This is a genomic window from Nostoc sp. DedQUE02, assembly GCF_034531035.1.
Classification (GTDB): domain Bacteria; phylum Cyanobacteriota; class Cyanobacteriia; order Cyanobacteriales; family Nostocaceae; genus Nostoc.
In genome coordinates this window covers 97,461-117,067 of sequence record NZ_JAVRBY020000002.1, presented here as the reverse complement: position 1 = coordinate 117,067, position 19,607 = coordinate 97,461, and the positions used below count along the sequence as shown (strand labels likewise).

The following is a 19,607-nucleotide window of genomic DNA, read 5'->3' as shown; positions in this document are numbered from 1 at the left end:
TGTTTGAATAAAAGTTTTGAACAATAATGACTCAGCAAAGCGATTTCGATAGGATACTTTTAGCTCAGGCTCAGACTACCTTGCAAAGTGTATTTACAAGTCAGGTACCTGGGTTTGAATGGAGTGATGGCGTATCCTATGAACTAGGAATGAAGTTCCAAAGTGCCAAGAGTGGTCAAATTACTGCGATTCGCTATTGGAAAGCGGTGAATGAGACTGGCACCCACATTGGTAGAATCTGGTCGGCAACAGGATCTATACTAGGAAGCATTACTTTCTCGAATGAAACGGCTTCGGGTTGGCAACAGCAGACTCTCAGCAATCCAGTGAGCATCTTAGCTAATACTACCTATGTCGTGACTGTCAGTTGCAATAGCTATTTTGGAGTCACGAATAATGGATTAGCCAGCCCAGTTGTCAATGGCGATATTAGATCAGTTGCTGATGGCAACAATGGAGTCTTTGGTAGTCTGAATTCTTTCCCGACTAATTCCTATCAGAATAATAACTATTTCCGCGACATAGTATTTATCGCTGGCAGTAGTCTGACCAAATTAAGCGGAGATAATCAAACTGGTACGGCAGGTTCTGCCTTACCCAATGCTTTGGTCGTGAAAGCCACAAATGCTAGTGGCAATCCTCAATCAGGAGTGACAGTAAACTTTGCTGTCATCAATGGTGGGGGTTCAGTTTCGTCCGCTAGTGTGGTAACTGGTAACGATGGTCAAGCTAGCACGATACTAACTCTGGGGACAACAGTTGGTATAACAAACACCGTGAGTGCAACAGCTTCTGGCATAGGCAGCGTCACCTTCAGTGCCGCAGCGAATCCAGGTGTTACTAATGCCATTTATTTGGAAAACCAGAAACCTGGTAATACGGGTTGGGAAATTCCCAAATCTCCTCAATCGGATATTGCTGGCTATGCAGTAGCAACTAGTGTAAATAAGGGCGGTTCACTGGCAATTAAAGTTTCCCTGGCACAATCTGGAAACTATACCATTGATTTCTACCGCTTAGGTTACTACGGGGGTCAAGGTAGCCGATTGGTATTAAGTAGCGGTCAGCTCAATGGAATTACCCAGCCCGCATGTAATTTCGACAGTTCTACCCGCACAACCTCATGTGAAAACTGGTCAACTTCCTATACATTACAAGTTGGCAATGACTGGACTAGTGGTTTGTATATTGCCAAGCTAACTGACCAGAGAAGTGGCAGTCAGTCTCAGGTAGTGTTTGTTGTTCGCGATGACAGTGGAGGGTCTGACATATTATTCCAGAGCAGCTTTAACACAATCCAAGCTTATAATCTCAGTGGCGGTTACTCTTTATACCCAGACTTGAGTATCAATGGTCAAAGGGCGTTCAAGGTTTCTTATGACCGACCATTCTCGCAATATAGCACTATGAATCCCACTGGTTATCACTACTACTGGGACCCATTAATTTGGGAGTATAATATGGTGCGATGGCTGGAGTCCCAAGGCTATGATGTCTCCTACGTAACTAATGTTGACATCCACGCCAACCCAAATTTGCTGCAACAGCACAAAGTATTTCTGTCGGTTGGTCACGATGAGTACTGGTCGCTAGAGGAGTTCAATACTGTCCAGAACAGCAGTGTCAACAAGGCTTTTTTCTCAGGAAACAGTCTCTACTGGCGAGTGCGGTTTGAAAACTCTAGTACCGGGATACCCAATAGGATTATGACTTGCTACAAAGATGCTTCAGATCCTGTAGCACCAACTAACAAGTTCCGCAGCCCAGAAAACAACAAGCCAGAGAGCGCGTTGAAAGGAAATATGTATATTGGAGGAACGTGGCAGAATTTCTATTTCGATGGGTTCGATTTTGTCGTGAAAAACAGTACCCATCCGTACTACGCCAACACAAACCTGAATGATGGTGATAAATTAAGTGGTTTGGTGGGCTTTGAATGGGATGCGATTAATCTAAACGCATCTCCAAGTGGGTTGGTGAGTCTAAGCGAATCTGTACAGTTACAAAACCTTGATCAAGCTGAACTAGAGGGTTTTCCTGCTGGAACAGATCCCCGGATTTCCCAAGCAGTTGCCTTCACTTCTGCCAACGGTGCCAAGGTCTTTTCGACTGGCTCTATTCAGTTTATGTGGGGGTTAGACAGCTACGGCGTTACCGAACCACGTGAAGATGTTCGTGCCAAGCAAATGGTTGTCAATATCCTGGCAGATATGGGAGCCAGACCTGTGACTCCTGGCGCAAACATAATTGTGCCTTGATAAACCTAAACCTGTAAGTTAGGGTGTTGACTCTCAACCCTTTACCCCATAAAAAACTTCATGCAAAAAATGTTTCGCGTGTTTTTTTGGGAAATTGGCTCAAACAAACCTCGCTGTAAATATTAGGAAACTGTAATGAAAATTTTACAACCTGCACCTGAAAATAGCAGGGTAATAAAATACATGAAGCAGCTTGATGGGCTTCGAGCTATTGCTGTTTTTAGTGTACTTTATACCCACTATTTACCTGCTCCATACTGGCTCTTTGGTATTTATTGGGGAAAGTTTGGGGTGAAACTATTTTTCGTTTTAAGTGGATTTCTAATTACTAGTATCCTTTTAAAGTGCCGAAAAGAAATTACCTCAAGGCAAAAAACATTATCATCTACCTTATATCGCTTCTACATTCGCCGCTTTTTAAGACTCTTTCCTTTATTTTATTTGATTATAGCCATAACTGCTATTGTTAATATTCCACCAGTCAGAGAAACAATTGGTTGGCATATTTCGTATTTATCAAATATTTATTTCGCTATAAAAGGTAGTTTTGATGGATCAATTAGTCATTTTTGGTCTTTAGCAGTTGAGGAACAATTTTACCTCTTATGGCCTTGGTTTATCCTATTTTCATCCAAAAAATTGTTATTACCTATATTAGTTCTTATAATTTTGGTTGGTCCTCTGTTTCGGTTATTAGCTACGCACATTGGCTTAAATGAGGTTGCGGTTTGGGTTCTTACACCAAGTGTCCTAGATATTTTAGGACTAGGTTCACTGCTTGCGTATCTAAAGCATCGAAAAGAAATATTCAATATCTCTCAAGAAAAAATAGTCAAAGTATTCTTCATCATAGGTATTATTTTATTGTTATTAGGAAAAATATTCAAGCGTATAGATAACAATATAATTTTCGAGATCGTTTTCAGTGATACTGCATTAGCATTAATATTTACTTGGTTGGTTGCGGAAGCATCAATAGGTTTCAAAGGCATTGTCGGAAGTATTCTCGAGTCTCAACCTCTAGTCTATTTAGGCAAAATTAGTTATGGTATTTACCTCATACACTTATTTACACTGTATGAAGTTAGTAAAGTTTTTCAAAAATTAGAGCTATCATTTTCTGGATCAGCAATAGTCATAGCGATATTTTCAACGATTGCTACTATTATTATAGCTAGTGTTTCATGGCACTTTCTAGAAAAACCAATTATTGAGCTAAAAAGATTTTTTAATTACACTGATAAACAACCAATTTAAAAACACAAAATCTAGCGCTGCATAATATTATTATAATGAGGCTATCAAATTCATACCTACCCTCGCTGGAATATAGAAAATCAGGATGCCAGCACTAGCAAAAACCACCTCAAAAAAATTTGACATATTATAGGTATTGCTTGTTATGAATTTTAGAATAAGACGGCGAAGATTTGGACAATTGGCTATTATGAGCACTGTCACAACAGCGATCGCCAATTTCACGTCCAAGGTCATTGCACAACAGTCAGAGCAGCTTTATGGTGTGCTCCTTTCTTCAATCAGCAGGAGTAAAACACAAGACTCAGCTGACGCTGCGGCTGCTAACGCCATACCAGGAATTATCTTTCAATCTATAAACTTGACGACTGGTCAGATGTTGTTAAATGCCGAAATCGCTGCCGACACTGTTAGTAACCCCCAGGAAATCACTGAAACTGTGGCTAAAGCCTTCGTTGTAAAAAAGCACAGCGAGCGGATAACTGCTTTTACTCTTTTATCCGATAATACATTTGTTATTGCTGCTGTTGCTGCCACTAAGAAGGGGGATTTCAGTCGCCTCATATCTATTGCACCTCCTAAAAATACTGGCATCAAGCGTCCAAAAGGCTTGAAAATCAAAAAAACCAAAGACAAGAGGTATAGTACCGTTGAAGGCTTATTAGCAACCACCATACAAGGCAAGCAGACACTACTTGGTGTCATTAGTCTAGCAGAAGGTAGCCCACCTTTTGAGTTGGCATTTATTGACCCTAAATCAGGACAATTAGATTCTAGTATTGCAACAGGTCTACCATATCTTCCTCTCAAAGAGCGACTCAGTAATCTTGCTCAATCTCCATTAGATAGAAAAATTTACGCTACTAGTGTCGGCGGTCAAGGTGGCGTCAGTTTAGTGCAACTAGACCTAGAGAACAGAGCAGTAGTTACTGGCAGAGGAAAGATTATCAGACTAGTGGAATTAAGCTTCAAGAACAAACCTTTAGAAAATGACTTGGCAAGTCTAGCCTTTTCTTTTTCAGGTCAACTATTTGCGCTTGCTGACCCCAAATATGAAGGAACAAATTCCCTGTTTAGTGTGGATTTGAAAACCGGAGCTATGACTCTGGTGAGAAAATTTGCGGTCGATAAGATTCTATTTGTACGAACCTAAAAAGGTCTTGTTTTCTCAGAGATTCTATAAAAGAGTAACAAAAAGATTGTTGTTGAAGTAGTTTATAGTATTTTATATTTAATCTCTGAGAGTAGATTCCCCGAAGCAAGCGGCAAAGACTAACAGGTTTAGATATTTGGAAGTTGAAAAATATGCTGCACACTCGCTTACCTGGTTTTGCTATCAAAATACTATACGGGACTGTATTCATATTTATTCTGGCTCTTATCCTTACTGTTCCTGTGTCCGTACAAGCCAGGAACTATGTAAACTACATGAATACTCAAGATACCGTGCAGACTGTGGTCAAAGCCTCTGGACCCTGCTTCAACAACAGCGATCGCTATGTAGACTGTGGTAATGGCACGGTGACTGATACCATGACTGGACTTATATGGCTCAAGAAGGCAGATTGTCTCGAAGCAACAGATTGGGCAACAGCCAATTACAAAGCAGCTGAGATTCAGAGCGGCGACTGCAATCTGTCGGATAACTCTTCTCCTGGCGATTGGCGTTTGCCGACCAAAGACGAGGTGACAGCGATGTTACCTCCTTCAACTCTTAACTGTAGTACTCCGACATTGGTAGACCAAGAAGGTACAGGCTGTTTTGCAGCAGGGACGCAGTGGGCTACCGACGTCCAGTTCAACTACTGGTCGAGTACCACGAGTCCTTCCTACGACGCTGTAAGTTCAGCCTCGGTCGTCTTCCTAAACTTTGGCGGTGTTATCAACACCAGTAAGCCGAGCCTTGTCTACGGGTGGCCAGTCCGTAGCACACTATAGCAAATTTGGCATTTTGAGAGAAAAGTTTTCGATCTACTGAGAGTAGTGTAATAATGTCTGATACAGTAATTCGCGTTGAAAACCTCAGTAAAAAATACGTCTTGAGTCACCAACAAGAAGGAAGCAGCAGATATAAATCTTTGCGAGAATCCATTAGTAATAGAGTCAGTTCACTGAGTAAAAAATTGGTGAAGTCTTCTGGCAAAGAAATATATAATCCAGCCCGTGAAGAGTTTTGGGCATTAAAAGATGTCTCATTTGAAATTAAACAGGGCGATCGCATTGGGATCATTGGTCGCAATGGTGCAGGGAAATCAACTTTACTCAAAATTTTGAGCCGCATTACTGAACCAAGCAGTGGCTGTATTTCTATTAAGGGTAGAGTCGCAAGTCTTTTAGAAGTGGGTACAGGTTTTCACCCAGAATTGACAGGTCGGGAAAACATTTATCTCAACGGTGCCATTCTAGGGATGAGCAAGGCGGAGATTAAAAGGAAGTTTGATGAAATCGTCACTTTTGCCGAAGTCGAAAAGTTTTTAGATACACCTGTTAAACGCTATTCATCAGGTATGTATGTGCGTTTGGCATTTGCGGTGGCGGCGCATTTAGAGCCAGAGATTTTGATTGTGGATGAGGTTCTGGCAGTAGGAGATGCTCAATTTCAAAAGAAGTGCTTGGGGAAAATGGAGCAAGTAGGGCAAGAGGGACGGACTGTGATTTTTGTAAGTCATAACATGACAGCAGTCAAAAATCTATGTACCTGTACATTACTTTTGAATCAAGGTAAAAACATCATGCTAGCCGACCCTGATAAAGTAATAAACACCTATCTGCAAACTGAGACATTGAATGTTTTAGAACGTACATTTGATGATATTAATAAAGCACCTGGTAATGAATACACTAGAATAAAATCTATAAGAATATTGCCAGATATAGCAACACCTTACGACGACATAACTACAAAAACAGCTATTACGATAGAATGTGAGTTTTGGACTCTAATTGATAGTATCTACGTTAACTTATCCTTAAGTCTAGACAACATTCAGGGAGAATGTATTTTTGCTACAGCTTCCCCATCATTGAAGCTCAATAAAGGTATTCACACAAAACTTTGCTATATACCAGAAAATTTACTCAATGATGGCATATACACAATTTCAATGATGGTTGTTAAAGATGAGTCTGTTTGTCTCTATAAGCTTGAAAATGCTGTTTCCTTTGAAGTAAGAGATGAACGCGATATTAAGGGTTGGCATGGAAAGTGGCCTGGTACAGTAAGACCAATGCTGTACTGGAAAATGAAAAATACAGTGCCGTTTTAGCTTGAAATCACTAAATATTTTCTTCTGTAGAGACAAACAGTGGTTTGCATCTAAACTCTGCTCAATTTAGTCATGTTATTCCAAATTTTATGAATTATGCACTGTATAAACTAGCTATATTGTGTATCAACGTAAATACGTCGTTTTATCCTTTTATCAATCACCTTTTTTTGATTGTGATCGTCTAATGGTTAACATAAAATAAAGTTAGAAGTGCTGAAAATCATACCTTCTATTTTGACTTTTCTCTCAATGCCTGCCTAAGTCATAAATTTGTAGTTTAGTTTTAATTTAGAACACAATTTTACAAAAAAAAGGTAATTTATGATTTACACAAATTTTAGTTTAACTCTCTTCAAAGAAATATTAGTAAATCTGACTAATAATTATAATGACAATCTAAATACATACACTAGCGTACATCATGAAGATGTTGATTCCTGGAGAAAAAAAACAGCAAAATTAATAAAAAACTTTGGTTTGAGAAAGAGTGTACAATACCATAAATATTCTAATTTACTCAGAAATATAAAATTTTATTTTCTGGATATTTTTAATTTATATGAACTATTAGAAGATAAAATTTCTAAAGATTTACTGATAAAAATTATTGCATACAGAATTTTAGGTCATAAAAAATACAAGCTACCGTTAAATAACGAGCAATACTGGGAACAATTCCGAAAACTAGAGCAAGCAACTAATAGCAAAAGTTATATTAATATCGATTATCGTGATTGGAAACTTTCGCAATTTGAAATAGTTAATAATGGTCATAACATCACTTTGTACTATGTTCCTATAGGAATATTAGACACTTTTATAGTGAAGCAATATGAATGCCCTGTACAAAAGCAACTAAAAGCGAAAGAGGGCAATATTGTTATCGATGCTGGTGGATGTTGGGGTGATACGGCTTTATATTTTGCTAGTGAAGTGGGTGATGCAGGCAAAGTATATACCTTTGAATTTATCCCAAGTAACGTGAGCATAATGAAAAAGAATATAGAGATTAATTCAACGCTTCAAAAGCGCATTGAAATTATAGAAAGACCTCTGTGGAATGAATCTGAAAAAGTTATGTATTATTCAGATAATGGTCCAGCAAGTTTTGTATCTTTTGAAGAAATGCAAAATGATATAGGAGAAAAAGTTTTAACAATATCTATTGATGACTTTGTTAAAAAGAATAATATAGAACGAATAGATTTCATAAAAATGGATATTGAAGGAGCAGAACTGAACTCTCTTAAAGGAGCTATAAACGTTATTAATACTTTTCGACCAAATTTAGCTATTTCGATTTACCATAGTTTAGATGACTTCGTTAAAATCCCTGAATTTATTCATTCTCTTCACTTGGGGTACAAATTTTATTTGGGTCATTTCACAATCCATTCAGAGGAAACCGTTTTATATGCTATTTCTGATGCATGAGTTTAACTATTAAGTCTTTATGCTTCCAAAATTACTGATATGGGGTGCTTCAGGACACGCTTTAGTAGTAGCAGACATAATCCGCTTACAAGGAATTTATGAAATTGTTGGTTTCCTTGATAATGTGAATCCGCAACGTCATGGTGAAAACTTCTGCAAAGTCCCAATTCTGGGAGGACAAGAACATTTAGATTATTGTAAAGATAAAGGGATTGAGTACATAATTTTCGGGTTCGGAGATTGTCAGGCGCGATTAAAGTTGTCTGAGTTAATTTATAGAAAAGGTTTTTCCCTAGCAACTGCTATCCACCCCACCGCAACAATTGCTGCTGATGTGTCTATAGGATCGGGAACCGTTATTGCAGCTAGTGCGGTTGTTAATCCCGGATCAAAGATTGGTCAAAATGTCATTATCAACACTTGTGCTAGTGTTGATCACGAGTGCGTGATAGAAGATGGAGTGCATATTTGCCCAGGCGTTCGTTTAGCTGGACGAGTAACGGTAGGGCGTGCAGCTAGGGTCGGAATTGGAGCGACAGTCATAGATCGCGTGCGGATAGGTGCAGATGCCCTGATCGGAGCTGGTGCGGTTGTCGTCAATGATATTCCTGATAGTGTCTTAGTCTATGGTGTTCCGGCTAGAATAATAAGAAAAATTGAATTATAAGGAAGATTGATTTATTTAGTGAGGCTGATTATGGAATTTTATAAAAAAATAGAATACACTTCTCCTGAAGAAACTAAAAAAGCTATCCAAGAAGCACTTGATAAATATAAAATAGTTCATTTTGTCGGGTTTGATTTCCAAATAAATATTCACGATTATTTCACGGAACTAAGTGATTTCTTAGGACTAGTGATTAGTATGGATGAAGATAAAGACACAGGGAAACGAACGGGTCAACGGTGGATAGATATTAGCTACGACCCGGCACGTCCAAATAAGTACCGCTCAAGTAAAACCAGGCAGCCTCTTCATACAGATAATTCTTATCTTAATCATCATGATGCAGTGAATTATTTTTATTGCTTATCTCAGGCGCAAGTGGGAGGTGCTACTTTTTTCTTGGATAGCGAATTACTCATTAAAGTTTTGAAGTTAGACAATGAGCATCAATTACTAGAAGACCTAAAAAAAATTCCTGTATCTTTTTCAAAAGAAGGTGTCAGTAAAACTAAGCCCATTATTACAGAAGACGAATTAGGGATTCGCTTAAATTATAATTATTACCCCTTAGATAAAGATAACACTCCAGAAGCTAAAGATTTGGTTGAAAGATTTCAGTATTTTCTTGAAGAGCGCGTTCAAAATAGCGGAATTTGCACGAATATTATATTAACAAAAGGAGATGCTGTATTCTTCCATGACGAAAGACTTTTGCATGGTAGAAATGCCTTTTTTACTCCTAACAAAGGTGATCGGATTCTCATGAAAGGTTCCGTAATTTTGCATTCAAGAAAATACAAAAATTTAGAACTTTTTTGCCCAGCATGAAAACAGTAATTCATAAATTAGGCTTTGGTACTTGGCAATTTGGTGGCGAAAATATTATTGCTGGTCAGCATAAAGGATGGGGATATATTGACGAGAAAGAAGCTATTCAGGCGGTTCATTTTGCTCTTGATCGCGGTATCCAATTCTTTGATACAGCTGATTCTTATGGAGAGGGTAAATCGGAAGAAATTTTAGGTAAAGCTTTTCAAAACTATCCAAGTAGAAATTTTGTTGTTTGCACAAAGTTTGGCAATCGAAAAGATAATCAAGGTAATTATTTTCAGGATTTTTCTCCAAAGTGGCTCGAACAAGCTGTAATTAATAGCCTTGAACGTTTAAGAATTGATTGCATTGATGTTTTACTATTTCATAGTCCACCAGATGATTTTGATTGGAAAAGTTACGATAAGACCATTCTAGAACGCCTCACCCAGAAAGGATATATAAAGAAATATGGTGTGAGTTCAAAAAGTATTAAAGGCGCATTAAAAGTAGCAGAATATAAGTTTGGAAGTGCGATTGAGGCGATATTTAATGCATTGGATCGCCGTGTCGAAGAATATTTATTTAATAACTTAGATGAAAAATATCAATTTATAGCTAGAGTGCCTTTGGCTTCGGGTTTTCTTAAGCAAAAATATTTGTATAAAACTCCAGAATTTGCCGAGAATGATTGGCGGCATTATTTGCCCGAAAGAGATAAAAATTGGTTACTCGAAAGTACGAGAAAGTTGGCTTTTTTAGATGAACTGCCAGGAGGAATTACAATTTCAGCGTTGCGGTATGTCTTATATCATTCCGGGGTTGGAGTGGTTATACCGGGAATGAGGAATCCTGAACAAGTAAAAGCTAACTTGCAAGCTGTGGAATTTGGCGCACTCGATCCCGAAGTCGTTGAAAAAATCAAACAAGCTGTTACTGATGTACCAGCACACTGGAAATTTTAGCTTTTAAGTTTGGCTCATTAAACTCATTAATAGCAAGTGTTCGAGAACTGTATTGGTTCTCTATTTCACCTAATAAACATACATAAGCCAAAAGGTTACTTACAGCAAATGATTAACAAAACTCGATTGGAAGACTTAGCAATATTCGATGCGGCTCCTGCCTTTAATGAAAAGTTACATGTAGGCCGTCCTAACATTGGTAATCGCGATCGCCTATTCCAACGAATTAACGACCTGCTAGATAGAAAATGGTTGACCAATAACGGTGAATACGTTCAGGAGTTTGAACAGCGCATTGCTGATATGATTGGAGTCAAACATTGCATTCCTATGTGTAATGGAACTGTCGCCTTAGAAATTGCCATTAGAGCAGCAGGACTCACGGGAGAGGTTATTATTCCTTCATTTACCTTCATTGCTACTGCTCACGCATTACAGTGGCAAGAGATAACTCCAGTCTTCTGTGATATCGATCCTCATACTTACACTATTAATCCGTGGCGGGTTGAGGCAATGATTACACCCCGCACGACCGGAATCATTGGCGTTCATCTGTGGGGACAACCTTGTAATGTAGAAGCCCTAACAGAAATAGCTCGCAAGCATAACCTCAAGCTGATGTTTGACGCAGCCCATACTTTTGGCTGTTCCTACAACGGACAAATGATAGGTAACTTTGGCGATGCAGAGGTGTTCAGCTTTCATGCAACTAAATTTTTCAATACCTTTGAGGGTGGAGCCGTCGCCACCAATAATGATGAACTCGCTGGCAAAATTCGTCTGATGAAAAACTTTGGCTTTTCTGGATTCGAGAATGTTAGTTATATCGGCACCAATGGCAAAATGAGCGAAGTTTGTGCAGCAATGGGGCTAACGGGTTTGGAAAGTTTAGACGAATTTGTGGCTGTAAACTATCGCAACTACAAAAAATATCAGTCCGAGCTAAAAGACGTACCAGGTGTTAAATTATTAACCTACAATGAGGCTGAAAAGTCCAACTATCAGTACATTGTATTAGAAATTAATGAGGAAATTACTCAGATTAGTCGAGATCAACTGGTAAAAATACTCTGGGCCGAAAATATCTTAGCTCGGCGCTACTTTTATCCTGGATGCCATCGTATGGAACCTTATCGCTCCTACTTTCCTCATGCAGGACTGCTGCTTCCAGAAACTGAAACTTTAGGGAAACGGGTGTTAGTTATGCCAACAGGTACTGCTGTTGGTGCAGAAGAGATCGGTAAAATTTGTCAGATTATTCGGTTCGTAGTTCAGCATAGTTATGAAATAAAAGAGAAACTGCTGTACGCGGCTGGCGACTTGATACAGGCACATTGATCGAAGGTGTATCCTAGCTTTGGTAAAAATAGTTACCGATGAGAAAGCAGGGACTTTGTTTGTATAGCCCTAGACTTTCGATGTGAGGGCAATTTGCTTTGAGTCAACATTATTAGAAACTATTCCTATGAAAGTGAGCGTATTAATGCTTGCATATAATCATGAACAATTTATTAGTCAGGCGCTAGACAGTATACTGATGCAGCAAGTAAATTTTGATTATGAAATTGTGATTGGAGAAGACTGCTCTAAGGACAATACGAGAAATATCCTTATAGGCTATCAACAAAAACATCCAGATAAAATCCGCTTGTTATTGCCTAATACAAATTTGGGAATGCATGATAACTTTATTCAAACTTTCAAAGCTTGTCAAGGTGATTACATAGCCATCTTAGAGGGAGATGATTACTGGACTTCTCCTTATAAACTCCAGAAACAAGTAGATTTGTTAGATACCCATCTTGACTATACAATTTGTTTTCATAATGCCTTAATTCTTTTTCAGGATAGTAGCACAAATTATTACTTGTCTCCTGAAAATAAGAAACTGTTTTTCACTCTTGAAGATATACTTTCTTCAAACCTGATGCCAACAGCTTCAATAATGCTTAGACAGGGATTTGTACATGAATTCCCAGATTGGATTTATGATGTGGATCTTGTAGATTGGACACTGCAAGTTTTAGTTGCTCAACATGGTCAAATTGGATATATAGATGAAGTTTTCAGTGTATACAGGAATCATACCCAAGGAAATTGGTCTAGTAAAAGTACTTTAGAAGCTACTTTAGAGTTAGCTAAACTATTTGAGTATATTATTAAATATCTGCACTTAAACTCGAAACACCAAAGAACAGCTAGAGTTACCTTGTCCAGCTACTATTGTCAATTGGCTGTGATATATTATCAAAATGGTGATAAAAAAAATACTAATAAATATATCAGTAAATGGTTATTAAACGACTTTTTAAGTAATAGACTATTAAGTAAAACTTCATTTAAGGTTTCGTTCATACTTCAAATATATACTCCAATTCTATACAAAACCGTTAAAAAGTTAAAAGATAGTTTCTTAGTAAATTTTGGTAAACTTTAAAAATTTTACTCAGTAAAACTCAGAAACTAATTTTAAAAACTATCAATCAAAAGATATTTAACTATTCAACATTTCCAAGCTGATATATCAAAAATATTTTTGCTGTAAAAGTTTAAACTTCAATGGGAATTAGCATCTGAAATGTGGATTTTATTAAATCATTATCAAACAGTTCTAAAATAATTTTCATGAATGAGCAACATCCTTTTCGAGCTACTATTTTGCCTGTTCCTAATGAAATACCGCAACCTTTATGGTCTGTAATGATTCCTACCTATAATTGTGCCAATTATCTGCGCGAAACACTGGCTGCTGTATTATCGCAAGATCCAGGAGCAGATATCATGCAGATAGAGGTGATTGACGATTGCTCTAACAAAGACGATCCACAAGCGGTTGTTGAAGAATTAGGGCGTGGTCGTGTTACTTTCTATCGGCAATCGGAGAATGTTGGCTACATCAGAAATTTTGAGACTTGCTTGCAGCGATCGCGTGGCAAATTGATTCATCTACTGCACGGTGATGATTGCGTCAGAGATGGTTTTTATCGCAAAATGCAACGAGCCTTCGAGGAAAATCTAAATATTGGTGCTGCTTTTTGTCGTCATATCATTATAGATGAGAATAGCCATTGGCAATTTATTTCTCCATTGGAGCAGCCTAAAAGTGGCATTTTGAGTAATTGGTTAGAACAAATTGCCATACAGCAGCGTATTCAAACACCGTCTATTGTGGTGCGGCGTAATGTATATGAACATCTGGGGGGGTTTGACCGTTGCTTTTCCTGCTGGTGTGAAGACTGGGAAATGTGGGTTCGTATTGCTGCCTACTATCCAGTTTGGTATGAAGTTGAGCCACTAGCTTTATACCGTAAAAGTTCCACTTCTTTAACGGGACAATCTGTACGGACTGGTAAAAATATTCAAGACTTTCGCAAGGCAGTAGATATTGTGCGGAAATATTTGCCAAGCGAATCTGTTGAGAAGCTTTCCAGATCAGCATTAAAAAACTATGCATTTTATGCGCTTGGTTCTGCAAATGAATTTATTAGGGCAGGTGATAGTTACGGTGCTATAAACCAACTTAAAGAAGCTTTAAGGTGTCACTTATCAATAGTGGTAATTAGGTCTTCTATCAAGTTAAGTATAAAAATTATTTACCTGAGGGTGTTGTCGCGAATACGTTGGGTACAGTCGGTAAATTGATAAAATAATTATTCTTGTTCTATGAAACTATTGTTAAGTGTCATCATCTGTACTCACAATCCTCGACTCAATTATCTTGATAAAGTTTTGAAAGCTTTACAGGCTCAGACATTGCTAGTAGAACAGTGGGAACTTCTATTAGTTGATAATGCCAGCGAACAAGTTCTATCTTCAGAAATTGATTTAAGCTGGCATCCTAAATCTCGCTATCTTAGAGAAGAACAACTAGGTCTAACTCCTGCGCGGTTACGAGGAATTAAAGAAGCAGTAGGGCAAACTTTAGTCTTCGTGGATGATGATAACGTCTTAGATCCAGACTACCTTGAAATAGCCTTAAAAATTAGTAAAGATTATCCATTTATTGGTGCTTGGGGTGGGCAAATTCGACCAGAATTTGAAGTGCCGCCTCCATCATGGGCAAAACCTTATTTAGGCAATTTGGCAATTCGAGAATTTGAGCGCGATCGCTGGTCTAATTTAATAGAACAGTATGAGACAACCCCATGTGGTGCTGGGCTTTGTATTCGCAAGGTTGTTGCTGAAAAGTATAGTGAGTTAGTTCGTAAAGATCCTAAAAGAGCAGATATGGATCGCAAGGGTAAAATGCTTACCTCCTGTGGAGATTCAGACTTAGCATTTACAGCCTGTGATATCGGTTTAGGTACAGGGATGTTTACATCCTTAAACCTGACTCACTTAATACCTTCTAATCGTTTGAAAGAAGACTATCTCTTGCGTTTAGTAGAAGGACTTGCTTACTCACAAACCATCCTGGCATATTTTCGGGGTACTATTTTGGCTCAACAATTTTGGAGGTCATCAAAGATATATTCGCTGTACTTAGGTCTAAGATATGGTTTCAGAGTATCTCGTTTCCATCAAGCTGAACAAAAGGGTAGAAGACTAGCCTTAAAAGAGATTACTAATTAGCGAAATACCTTAATTGCTCAAGGACTATTAATGATAGTACATAAGTTCAAATTTTAAAAATGCCTGAAGTTACTTAAACTAAGTATGAAAAGTGAAAAGCAAAGCTTATGGGAGCATAAGAGTGTTCAAAAAGCAGCAAAATTGGGATCGAAATTTACCAAAGATTTCTATTATTACAGTTACATACAATCGACTTAAAGATTTAAGTGAAACATTTTCAAATGTTATCTCTCAAACTTATCAGAACCTAGAATATATCGTTATTGATGGTGGTTCTGAGGATGGTACGGCAGATTTTCTGCGCGAAAATAGTGCAAATATATCTTATTGGATTAGTGAAAAAGATGCAGGAATTTATGATGCTATGAACAAAGGAGCCTTAGCGGCTACCGGGGATTGGGTAATTTTTATGAATTCCGGCGATAAATTTTTTGCAGAGGATACACTGACTAAAGTAGCAGAATATCTTGATAATTCAGTAGATGTTGTTTATGGAGGAGTTGAATCTGTTTTTAATGATAGGTACGGCTATCGTACCTATCAGCGTAAGCCGTATGACCTGTCTATAATATGGCGTGAAATACCTGCTTGCCATCAGAGTATTTTTGTTAGAAGAGAACTACAAGTTCAATATCCTTTCGATACGTTATTAAATTGGTGTGCGGATCATGATTTCATAGCTAAAGTTTACGTTGCTGGCTATCGCTTTCAGGAAATTCCTATAGTCATTTCTAGATTTGATGCTTCAGGAGGAGTATCTAGAGATTTATTGAATTTTACTAAAGAGCGTTGGTCTCTTTGCAGAAGATACTTTGGTAAATCGTTTGAGCAAGACTTGTATTTCCTCAATGAATACAAAAATTTTTGGTTGCAAAAAACCATTATTAGTAAAATGCGTAATCTGCTTCCTAGTCAATGGCTCGTTGCTTTACGTAAATATCGAGGAATATATTAGTTTAAGTTAATTATAGGATTTCTATTAATTAAATACAGAATATATATGCCTCCCTCTAAGAGTATTGGAGTTTATTTTTCGGCAAATGATGTTGTTTATGATTGGACGATCGCTTTTCTCAATAGCTTCAGAACCTTTAACCCAGATTTACGCCTGATTCTGATTCCTTTTAATGAGCAGTGCGATCGCTTGCTAAAATTAAGCGATACTTACAATTTTGAAGTATATACTGATTCATCATTTTCTCGATTAGAGGCGATCGGTCAAGCATTTGAGCTAGGTTACACCCCTACTGGCCCTTATTGGTTCAGACGCTATGCGTCTTTTTGGGGAGTATTAGAGTATTTTATGTACCTAGATGCTCGACAAATTGTGTTAGCAGAACTCAAGACTTTTATTGAAGCAGTAGAAACCCTTAAATTTGACTTTCTACACTATGACTGTGCCATCGATCAAGTTTACGAGCTAGGAGCATTTCGTCAGGAACTTTTAAGACAGGATCGAGGGCGTGGATTCCTATCTGGTCTCTGGGCTTCCCGTAAAGGTCTGTTTTCAATAGAAGAGTTTGAATTATTAGCAGAGGGTGCGTTGAAAATACGAGATCAACTCAACCCTCGTAATACAGATCAAACCTTCATCAACTATTGCTGCGATATGAAACCTGTGCGCTACGGGCATCTTGCAGAAGTAATTGGGGGCATATGCCAAAACGGGTGGGCAAGACAATCAGGAAAAATTTACCAAAAAGATGGAAAATACTATTTGTGGGATTATGGGGGTTTAGATCACAATAAGAGGGTAATTCTTATTCATTGGGCAGGATACAGATTGAATATTTTAATGCCTCATAAGTATTTATTTTATAGATATTTATTAGTAGGTATGCCTTTCAAAAAAATGGCTTCATTTTATTGGATGTTTGTCTGGAATTTGCTAATTTTGATTCCTATTGAAACTTGCCGAAGACAACGTTTTTTTAATATTACATACCATAATTTTTGCAGTAAAAATAAGCTTAAAAAATAAATTAATAAATTAATTATACCTCTGATAAAGCCTACTGTAATAATTCGGAGAAAATATGAATTTGATTGATGAACCTGTTCTTGTATCTCATAAACCTGTAATACGCTGTATTTAAAACTGATTTTATCTTTATCTATTTATGAACATAGTTACTTATATTCATCCCATCCGAACCTATCTTCCTTGTACAGGAGTTGGACGACATATAAACAATATTTTATTAGGTATTAAGGACAAAAAAGAAGTAAATTTAGAACTTTTTTTCTCGCAAGAATGGTTAGGAAAAGATGGTAAATTAGACCGGCGCTGCCCCTTACGAGAACTATCCAAGCGTACTTTCCCTGGGCTAGAAAATCCCACTGAGCGAACATGGAAACTATTTGGCTATCCTCGTATGGATAAATACTTGCCAGAACAGATAGATTGGCTTTACGCACCGATGGAAACTTACATCCCGGTGCTGAAATGCCCGGTTGCTGTTACAATCCATGACGTACAGGCATTTGAAACAAATTTACCCTGGTCACGTACTTGGCAACATCAATGGTTTCGCTACAAATGGGGGCGTTGGGTGCGTCGTGCTTTATCTGACTGTCGGGTTGTTTTTACTGTCTCAGAATTTTCCAAGCAACGGATGGTGGAATTATTAGGAGGCGATCCCCATAAGATTGTGGTAGTTGGAAATGGCGTTGAGCAGTCTTTCTTTGATATTACCTCAATTAATTCAGCAGATTTAAAGCGACCTGTCGAAGCACTTTATACTTTGGTCATAGGTGGTTTGCGTCAAAAAAAAGGAGGTGATTATGTTCTTGCTGTTGCCAAGGCTCTCCTTGAGCGCAAAAGTAATTTAAAGATTGTTGTGGCTGGTGAATTAGAAGCTGATTACATTGAAGCAGCGAAAGCCCATTCTAATATCACATTGTTGGGCATGGTTCCAGACGAAGAGCTACCCCGATTACTACGCCAAGCATCATCGCTTTTGTTTCTTTCTCTCTATGAAGGCTTTGGTATGCCCGCGCTAGAAGCAATGGCTGTAGGTACTCCGGCAATTGTTTGTAATAGAGCTTCTCTTCCTGAAGTTGTTGGGGATGCTGGAATTGTTGTTAATCCAGAAGAAACTGATGCGATCGCCGAAATACTTATAAACTTAGAAGCAAATCCTCGTCTTGCCGAACAATATGTGCAACGAGGCCGCAAACATGCAGCAGAACATACTTGGTTGCGATGTGTAAACAGGGTAGTAACTGCTTTACACGAATTTGCTTAAAATCAACAAATCTTTATGGGTATAAAAGTTGTTTTTTGCTGGTCTGACATCTCTGGTTACATGGCAGCCTGCTGGCTAGCTCTGCATCAATTATCAGAAATTGATGTATTTGTTATTGCCTTTCAAGCTCGTACAGAAACAGCATTTACCGATGAATTGATGCAGGGTATTCCTTGCCGACTCTTGGATATACAAGAAAGACAAGATGCAAATTTAATCAAAGGTTTGGTGTTGACAGAATCTCCAGATGTAGTTGTCCTTTGCGGTTGGTTGCATAAACCTTATCGTCAGCTGGCCTTTGCTGGTGAATTATCTCAAACAGCCTTAGTGATGACGATGGATACCCCTTGGTGGGGTACGTGGAAACAACATTTAGCTCCTTTGTTTCTTCGTTCTTATTTGCAATGTATAAATAGCGTTGTTGTTGCTGGAGAACGTAGTTGGCAATATGCTTCACGTTTAGGAATTGAAGGAGCAAATATAGCGCATGGAGTTTATGGTATTGATTATGATGTTTGGTCTCCATTGTGGGAACAACGCCTCCAGTCTGAATGGCCGCGTTCATTTCTATTTGTTGGTCGCTATGTTCCAGTTAAAGCAATTGATGTTTTAGTAGAAGCTTACCAAATTTATCGTTCTCAAGTATCGAATCCTTGGACTTTGGTATGTTGCGGACAAGGAGCATTGGAATCACATCTGGAGGGAAAACCAGGAATTGAGAATCGAGGATTTTTACAACCATCAGAAATGCGAAATATATGGCGATCGGCAGGAGCTTTTATTTTACCCAGTCGATTTGACCCTTGGCCGCTAGCTTTAGTAGAAGCTGCTGCGGCTGGGCTACCCATTATTTGTACTGATGTCTGTGGTTCTGCGGTTGAAATACTGCGACCTTGGTATAATGGATTAACTATACCTAAAGAAAATCCCAAAGCTTTAGCTAGAGCAATGCTTACTTTACACCAGCAGTATGCTGAGTTGCCAACTTGGGGAAAGCGATCGCAACAATTAGCAGCCCCTTACGCTGCAAATATCTGGGCAACTCGTTGGCAAGAATTGTTACACAATGTACACCAGAGCAAAACAGGTGATAAAAATACAATTAATCTAGTCGCGTAAAATTTTTA

At 38.2% G+C, this 19,607-nt stretch carries 17 protein-coding genes; all 17 read left to right on the top strand.

Going from position 1 to position 19,607, the window contains the following annotated elements; all coding sequences use genetic code 11:
- The first annotated feature begins 26 nt into the window (after positions 1-26).
- Complete coding sequence (locus RMX98_RS03035; RefSeq protein ID WP_322678203.1) at positions 27-2,258, top strand: N,N-dimethylformamidase beta subunit family domain-containing protein; 2,232 nt, start codon at positions 27-29, stop codon at positions 2,256-2,258.
- A 135-nt stretch (positions 2,259-2,393) separates the two neighbouring features.
- Positions 2,394-3,515 carry an acyltransferase gene (locus tag RMX98_RS03030; protein ID WP_322678202.1) on the top strand — a complete coding sequence of 374 codons (1,122 nt, stop codon included), beginning with the start codon at positions 2,394-2,396 and terminating at the stop codon, positions 3,513-3,515.
- A gap of 190 nt (positions 3,516-3,705) precedes the next feature.
- A complete protein-coding gene (locus RMX98_RS03025) occupies positions 3,706-4,668 on the top strand; it encodes a hypothetical protein (RefSeq protein ID WP_322678201.1) in 963 nt (320 codons plus the stop codon).
- A 152-nt stretch (positions 4,669-4,820) separates the two neighbouring features.
- Positions 4,821-5,453, top strand: a complete 633-nt coding sequence (locus RMX98_RS03020) for a DUF1566 domain-containing protein (RefSeq protein WP_322678200.1) — start codon at positions 4,821-4,823, stop codon at positions 5,451-5,453.
- Between the two features lie 53 nt (positions 5,454-5,506).
- Entirely contained in the window at positions 5,507-6,781 is a 1,275-nt protein-coding gene (locus RMX98_RS03015) for an ABC transporter ATP-binding protein (protein ID WP_322678199.1), read from the top strand.
- Positions 6,782-7,105: 324 nt separating this feature from the next.
- A complete protein-coding gene (locus tag RMX98_RS03010; protein ID WP_322678198.1) occupies positions 7,106-8,218 on the top strand; it encodes an FkbM family methyltransferase in 1,113 nt (370 codons plus the stop codon).
- Positions 8,219-8,237: 19 nt separating this feature from the next.
- The gene (locus tag RMX98_RS03005; protein ID WP_322678197.1) at positions 8,238-8,885 is read left to right on the top strand and encodes an acetyltransferase; all 648 of its coding nucleotides are present in this window, start codon (positions 8,238-8,240) and stop codon (positions 8,883-8,885) included.
- A gap of 30 nt (positions 8,886-8,915) precedes the next feature.
- Positions 8,916-9,713 (top strand): TauD/TfdA family dioxygenase, encoded by a 798-nt coding sequence (locus tag RMX98_RS03000; RefSeq protein WP_322678196.1) that lies wholly within the window; start codon positions 8,916-8,918, stop codon positions 9,711-9,713.
- A complete protein-coding gene (locus RMX98_RS02995; protein WP_322678195.1) occupies positions 9,710-10,660 on the top strand; it encodes an aldo/keto reductase in 951 nt (316 codons plus the stop codon). The genes RMX98_RS03000 and RMX98_RS02995 overlap by 4 nt, the downstream gene beginning before the upstream one ends.
- 108 nt (positions 10,661-10,768) lie before the next feature.
- Entirely contained in the window at positions 10,769-11,998 is a 1,230-nt protein-coding gene (locus RMX98_RS02990; RefSeq protein WP_322678194.1) for a DegT/DnrJ/EryC1/StrS family aminotransferase, read from the top strand.
- A 127-nt stretch (positions 11,999-12,125) separates the two neighbouring features.
- Entirely contained in the window at positions 12,126-13,097 is a 972-nt protein-coding gene (locus tag RMX98_RS02985; protein ID WP_322678193.1) for a glycosyltransferase family 2 protein, read from the top strand.
- Between the two features lie 188 nt (positions 13,098-13,285).
- Positions 13,286-14,302, top strand: a complete 1,017-nt coding sequence (locus RMX98_RS02980; protein ID WP_322678192.1) for a glycosyltransferase family 2 protein — start codon at positions 13,286-13,288, stop codon at positions 14,300-14,302.
- A gap of 21 nt (positions 14,303-14,323) precedes the next feature.
- Positions 14,324-15,232: a glycosyltransferase gene (locus RMX98_RS02975; RefSeq protein ID WP_322678191.1), complete on the top strand. Its 909-nt coding sequence runs from the start codon at positions 14,324-14,326 to the stop codon at positions 15,230-15,232.
- 91 nt (positions 15,233-15,323) lie between these two features.
- Positions 15,324-16,187: a glycosyltransferase family 2 protein gene (locus tag RMX98_RS02970; protein WP_322678190.1), complete on the top strand. Its 864-nt coding sequence runs from the start codon at positions 15,324-15,326 to the stop codon at positions 16,185-16,187.
- A 45-nt stretch (positions 16,188-16,232) separates the two neighbouring features.
- On the top strand, positions 16,233-17,213 hold the full coding sequence (locus tag RMX98_RS02965) for a hypothetical protein (RefSeq protein WP_322678189.1): 981 nt from the start codon (positions 16,233-16,235) through the stop codon (positions 17,211-17,213).
- Between the two features lie 139 nt (positions 17,214-17,352).
- The gene (locus RMX98_RS02960) at positions 17,353-18,480 is read left to right on the top strand and encodes a glycosyltransferase family 1 protein (RefSeq protein WP_322678188.1); all 1,128 of its coding nucleotides are present in this window, start codon (positions 17,353-17,355) and stop codon (positions 18,478-18,480) included.
- A gap of 15 nt (positions 18,481-18,495) precedes the next feature.
- Positions 18,496-19,599 (top strand): glycosyltransferase family 4 protein, encoded by a 1,104-nt coding sequence (locus tag RMX98_RS02955; RefSeq protein ID WP_322678187.1) that lies wholly within the window; start codon positions 18,496-18,498, stop codon positions 19,597-19,599.
- Positions 19,600-19,607 lie beyond the last annotated feature (8 nt).

Coding starts and splice junctions, on each gene's coding strand:
- RMX98_RS03035 (WP_322678203.1), top strand. CDS start 27: ATGACTCAGCAAAGCGATTTCGATAGGATACTTTTAGCTCAGGCTCAG.
- RMX98_RS03030 (WP_322678202.1), top strand. CDS start 2,394: ATGAAAATTTTACAACCTGCACCTGAAAATAGCAGGGTAATAAAATAC.
- RMX98_RS03025 (WP_322678201.1), top strand. CDS start 3,706: ATGAGCACTGTCACAACAGCGATCGCCAATTTCACGTCCAAGGTCATT.
- RMX98_RS03020 (WP_322678200.1), top strand. CDS start 4,821: ATGCTGCACACTCGCTTACCTGGTTTTGCTATCAAAATACTATACGGG.
- RMX98_RS03015 (WP_322678199.1), top strand. CDS start 5,507: ATGTCTGATACAGTAATTCGCGTTGAAAACCTCAGTAAAAAATACGTC.
- RMX98_RS03010 (WP_322678198.1), top strand. CDS start 7,106: ATGATTTACACAAATTTTAGTTTAACTCTCTTCAAAGAAATATTAGTA.
- RMX98_RS03005 (WP_322678197.1), top strand. CDS start 8,238: ATGCTTCCAAAATTACTGATATGGGGTGCTTCAGGACACGCTTTAGTA.
- RMX98_RS03000 (WP_322678196.1), top strand. CDS start 8,916: ATGGAATTTTATAAAAAAATAGAATACACTTCTCCTGAAGAAACTAAA.
- RMX98_RS02995 (WP_322678195.1), top strand. CDS start 9,710: ATGAAAACAGTAATTCATAAATTAGGCTTTGGTACTTGGCAATTTGGT.
- RMX98_RS02990 (WP_322678194.1), top strand. CDS start 10,769: ATGATTAACAAAACTCGATTGGAAGACTTAGCAATATTCGATGCGGCT.
- RMX98_RS02985 (WP_322678193.1), top strand. CDS start 12,126: ATGAAAGTGAGCGTATTAATGCTTGCATATAATCATGAACAATTTATT.
- RMX98_RS02980 (WP_322678192.1), top strand. CDS start 13,286: ATGAATGAGCAACATCCTTTTCGAGCTACTATTTTGCCTGTTCCTAAT.
- RMX98_RS02975 (WP_322678191.1), top strand. CDS start 14,324: ATGAAACTATTGTTAAGTGTCATCATCTGTACTCACAATCCTCGACTC.
- RMX98_RS02965 (WP_322678189.1), top strand. CDS start 16,233: ATGCCTCCCTCTAAGAGTATTGGAGTTTATTTTTCGGCAAATGATGTT.
- RMX98_RS02960 (WP_322678188.1), top strand. CDS start 17,353: ATGAACATAGTTACTTATATTCATCCCATCCGAACCTATCTTCCTTGT.
- RMX98_RS02955 (WP_322678187.1), top strand. CDS start 18,496: ATGGGTATAAAAGTTGTTTTTTGCTGGTCTGACATCTCTGGTTACATG.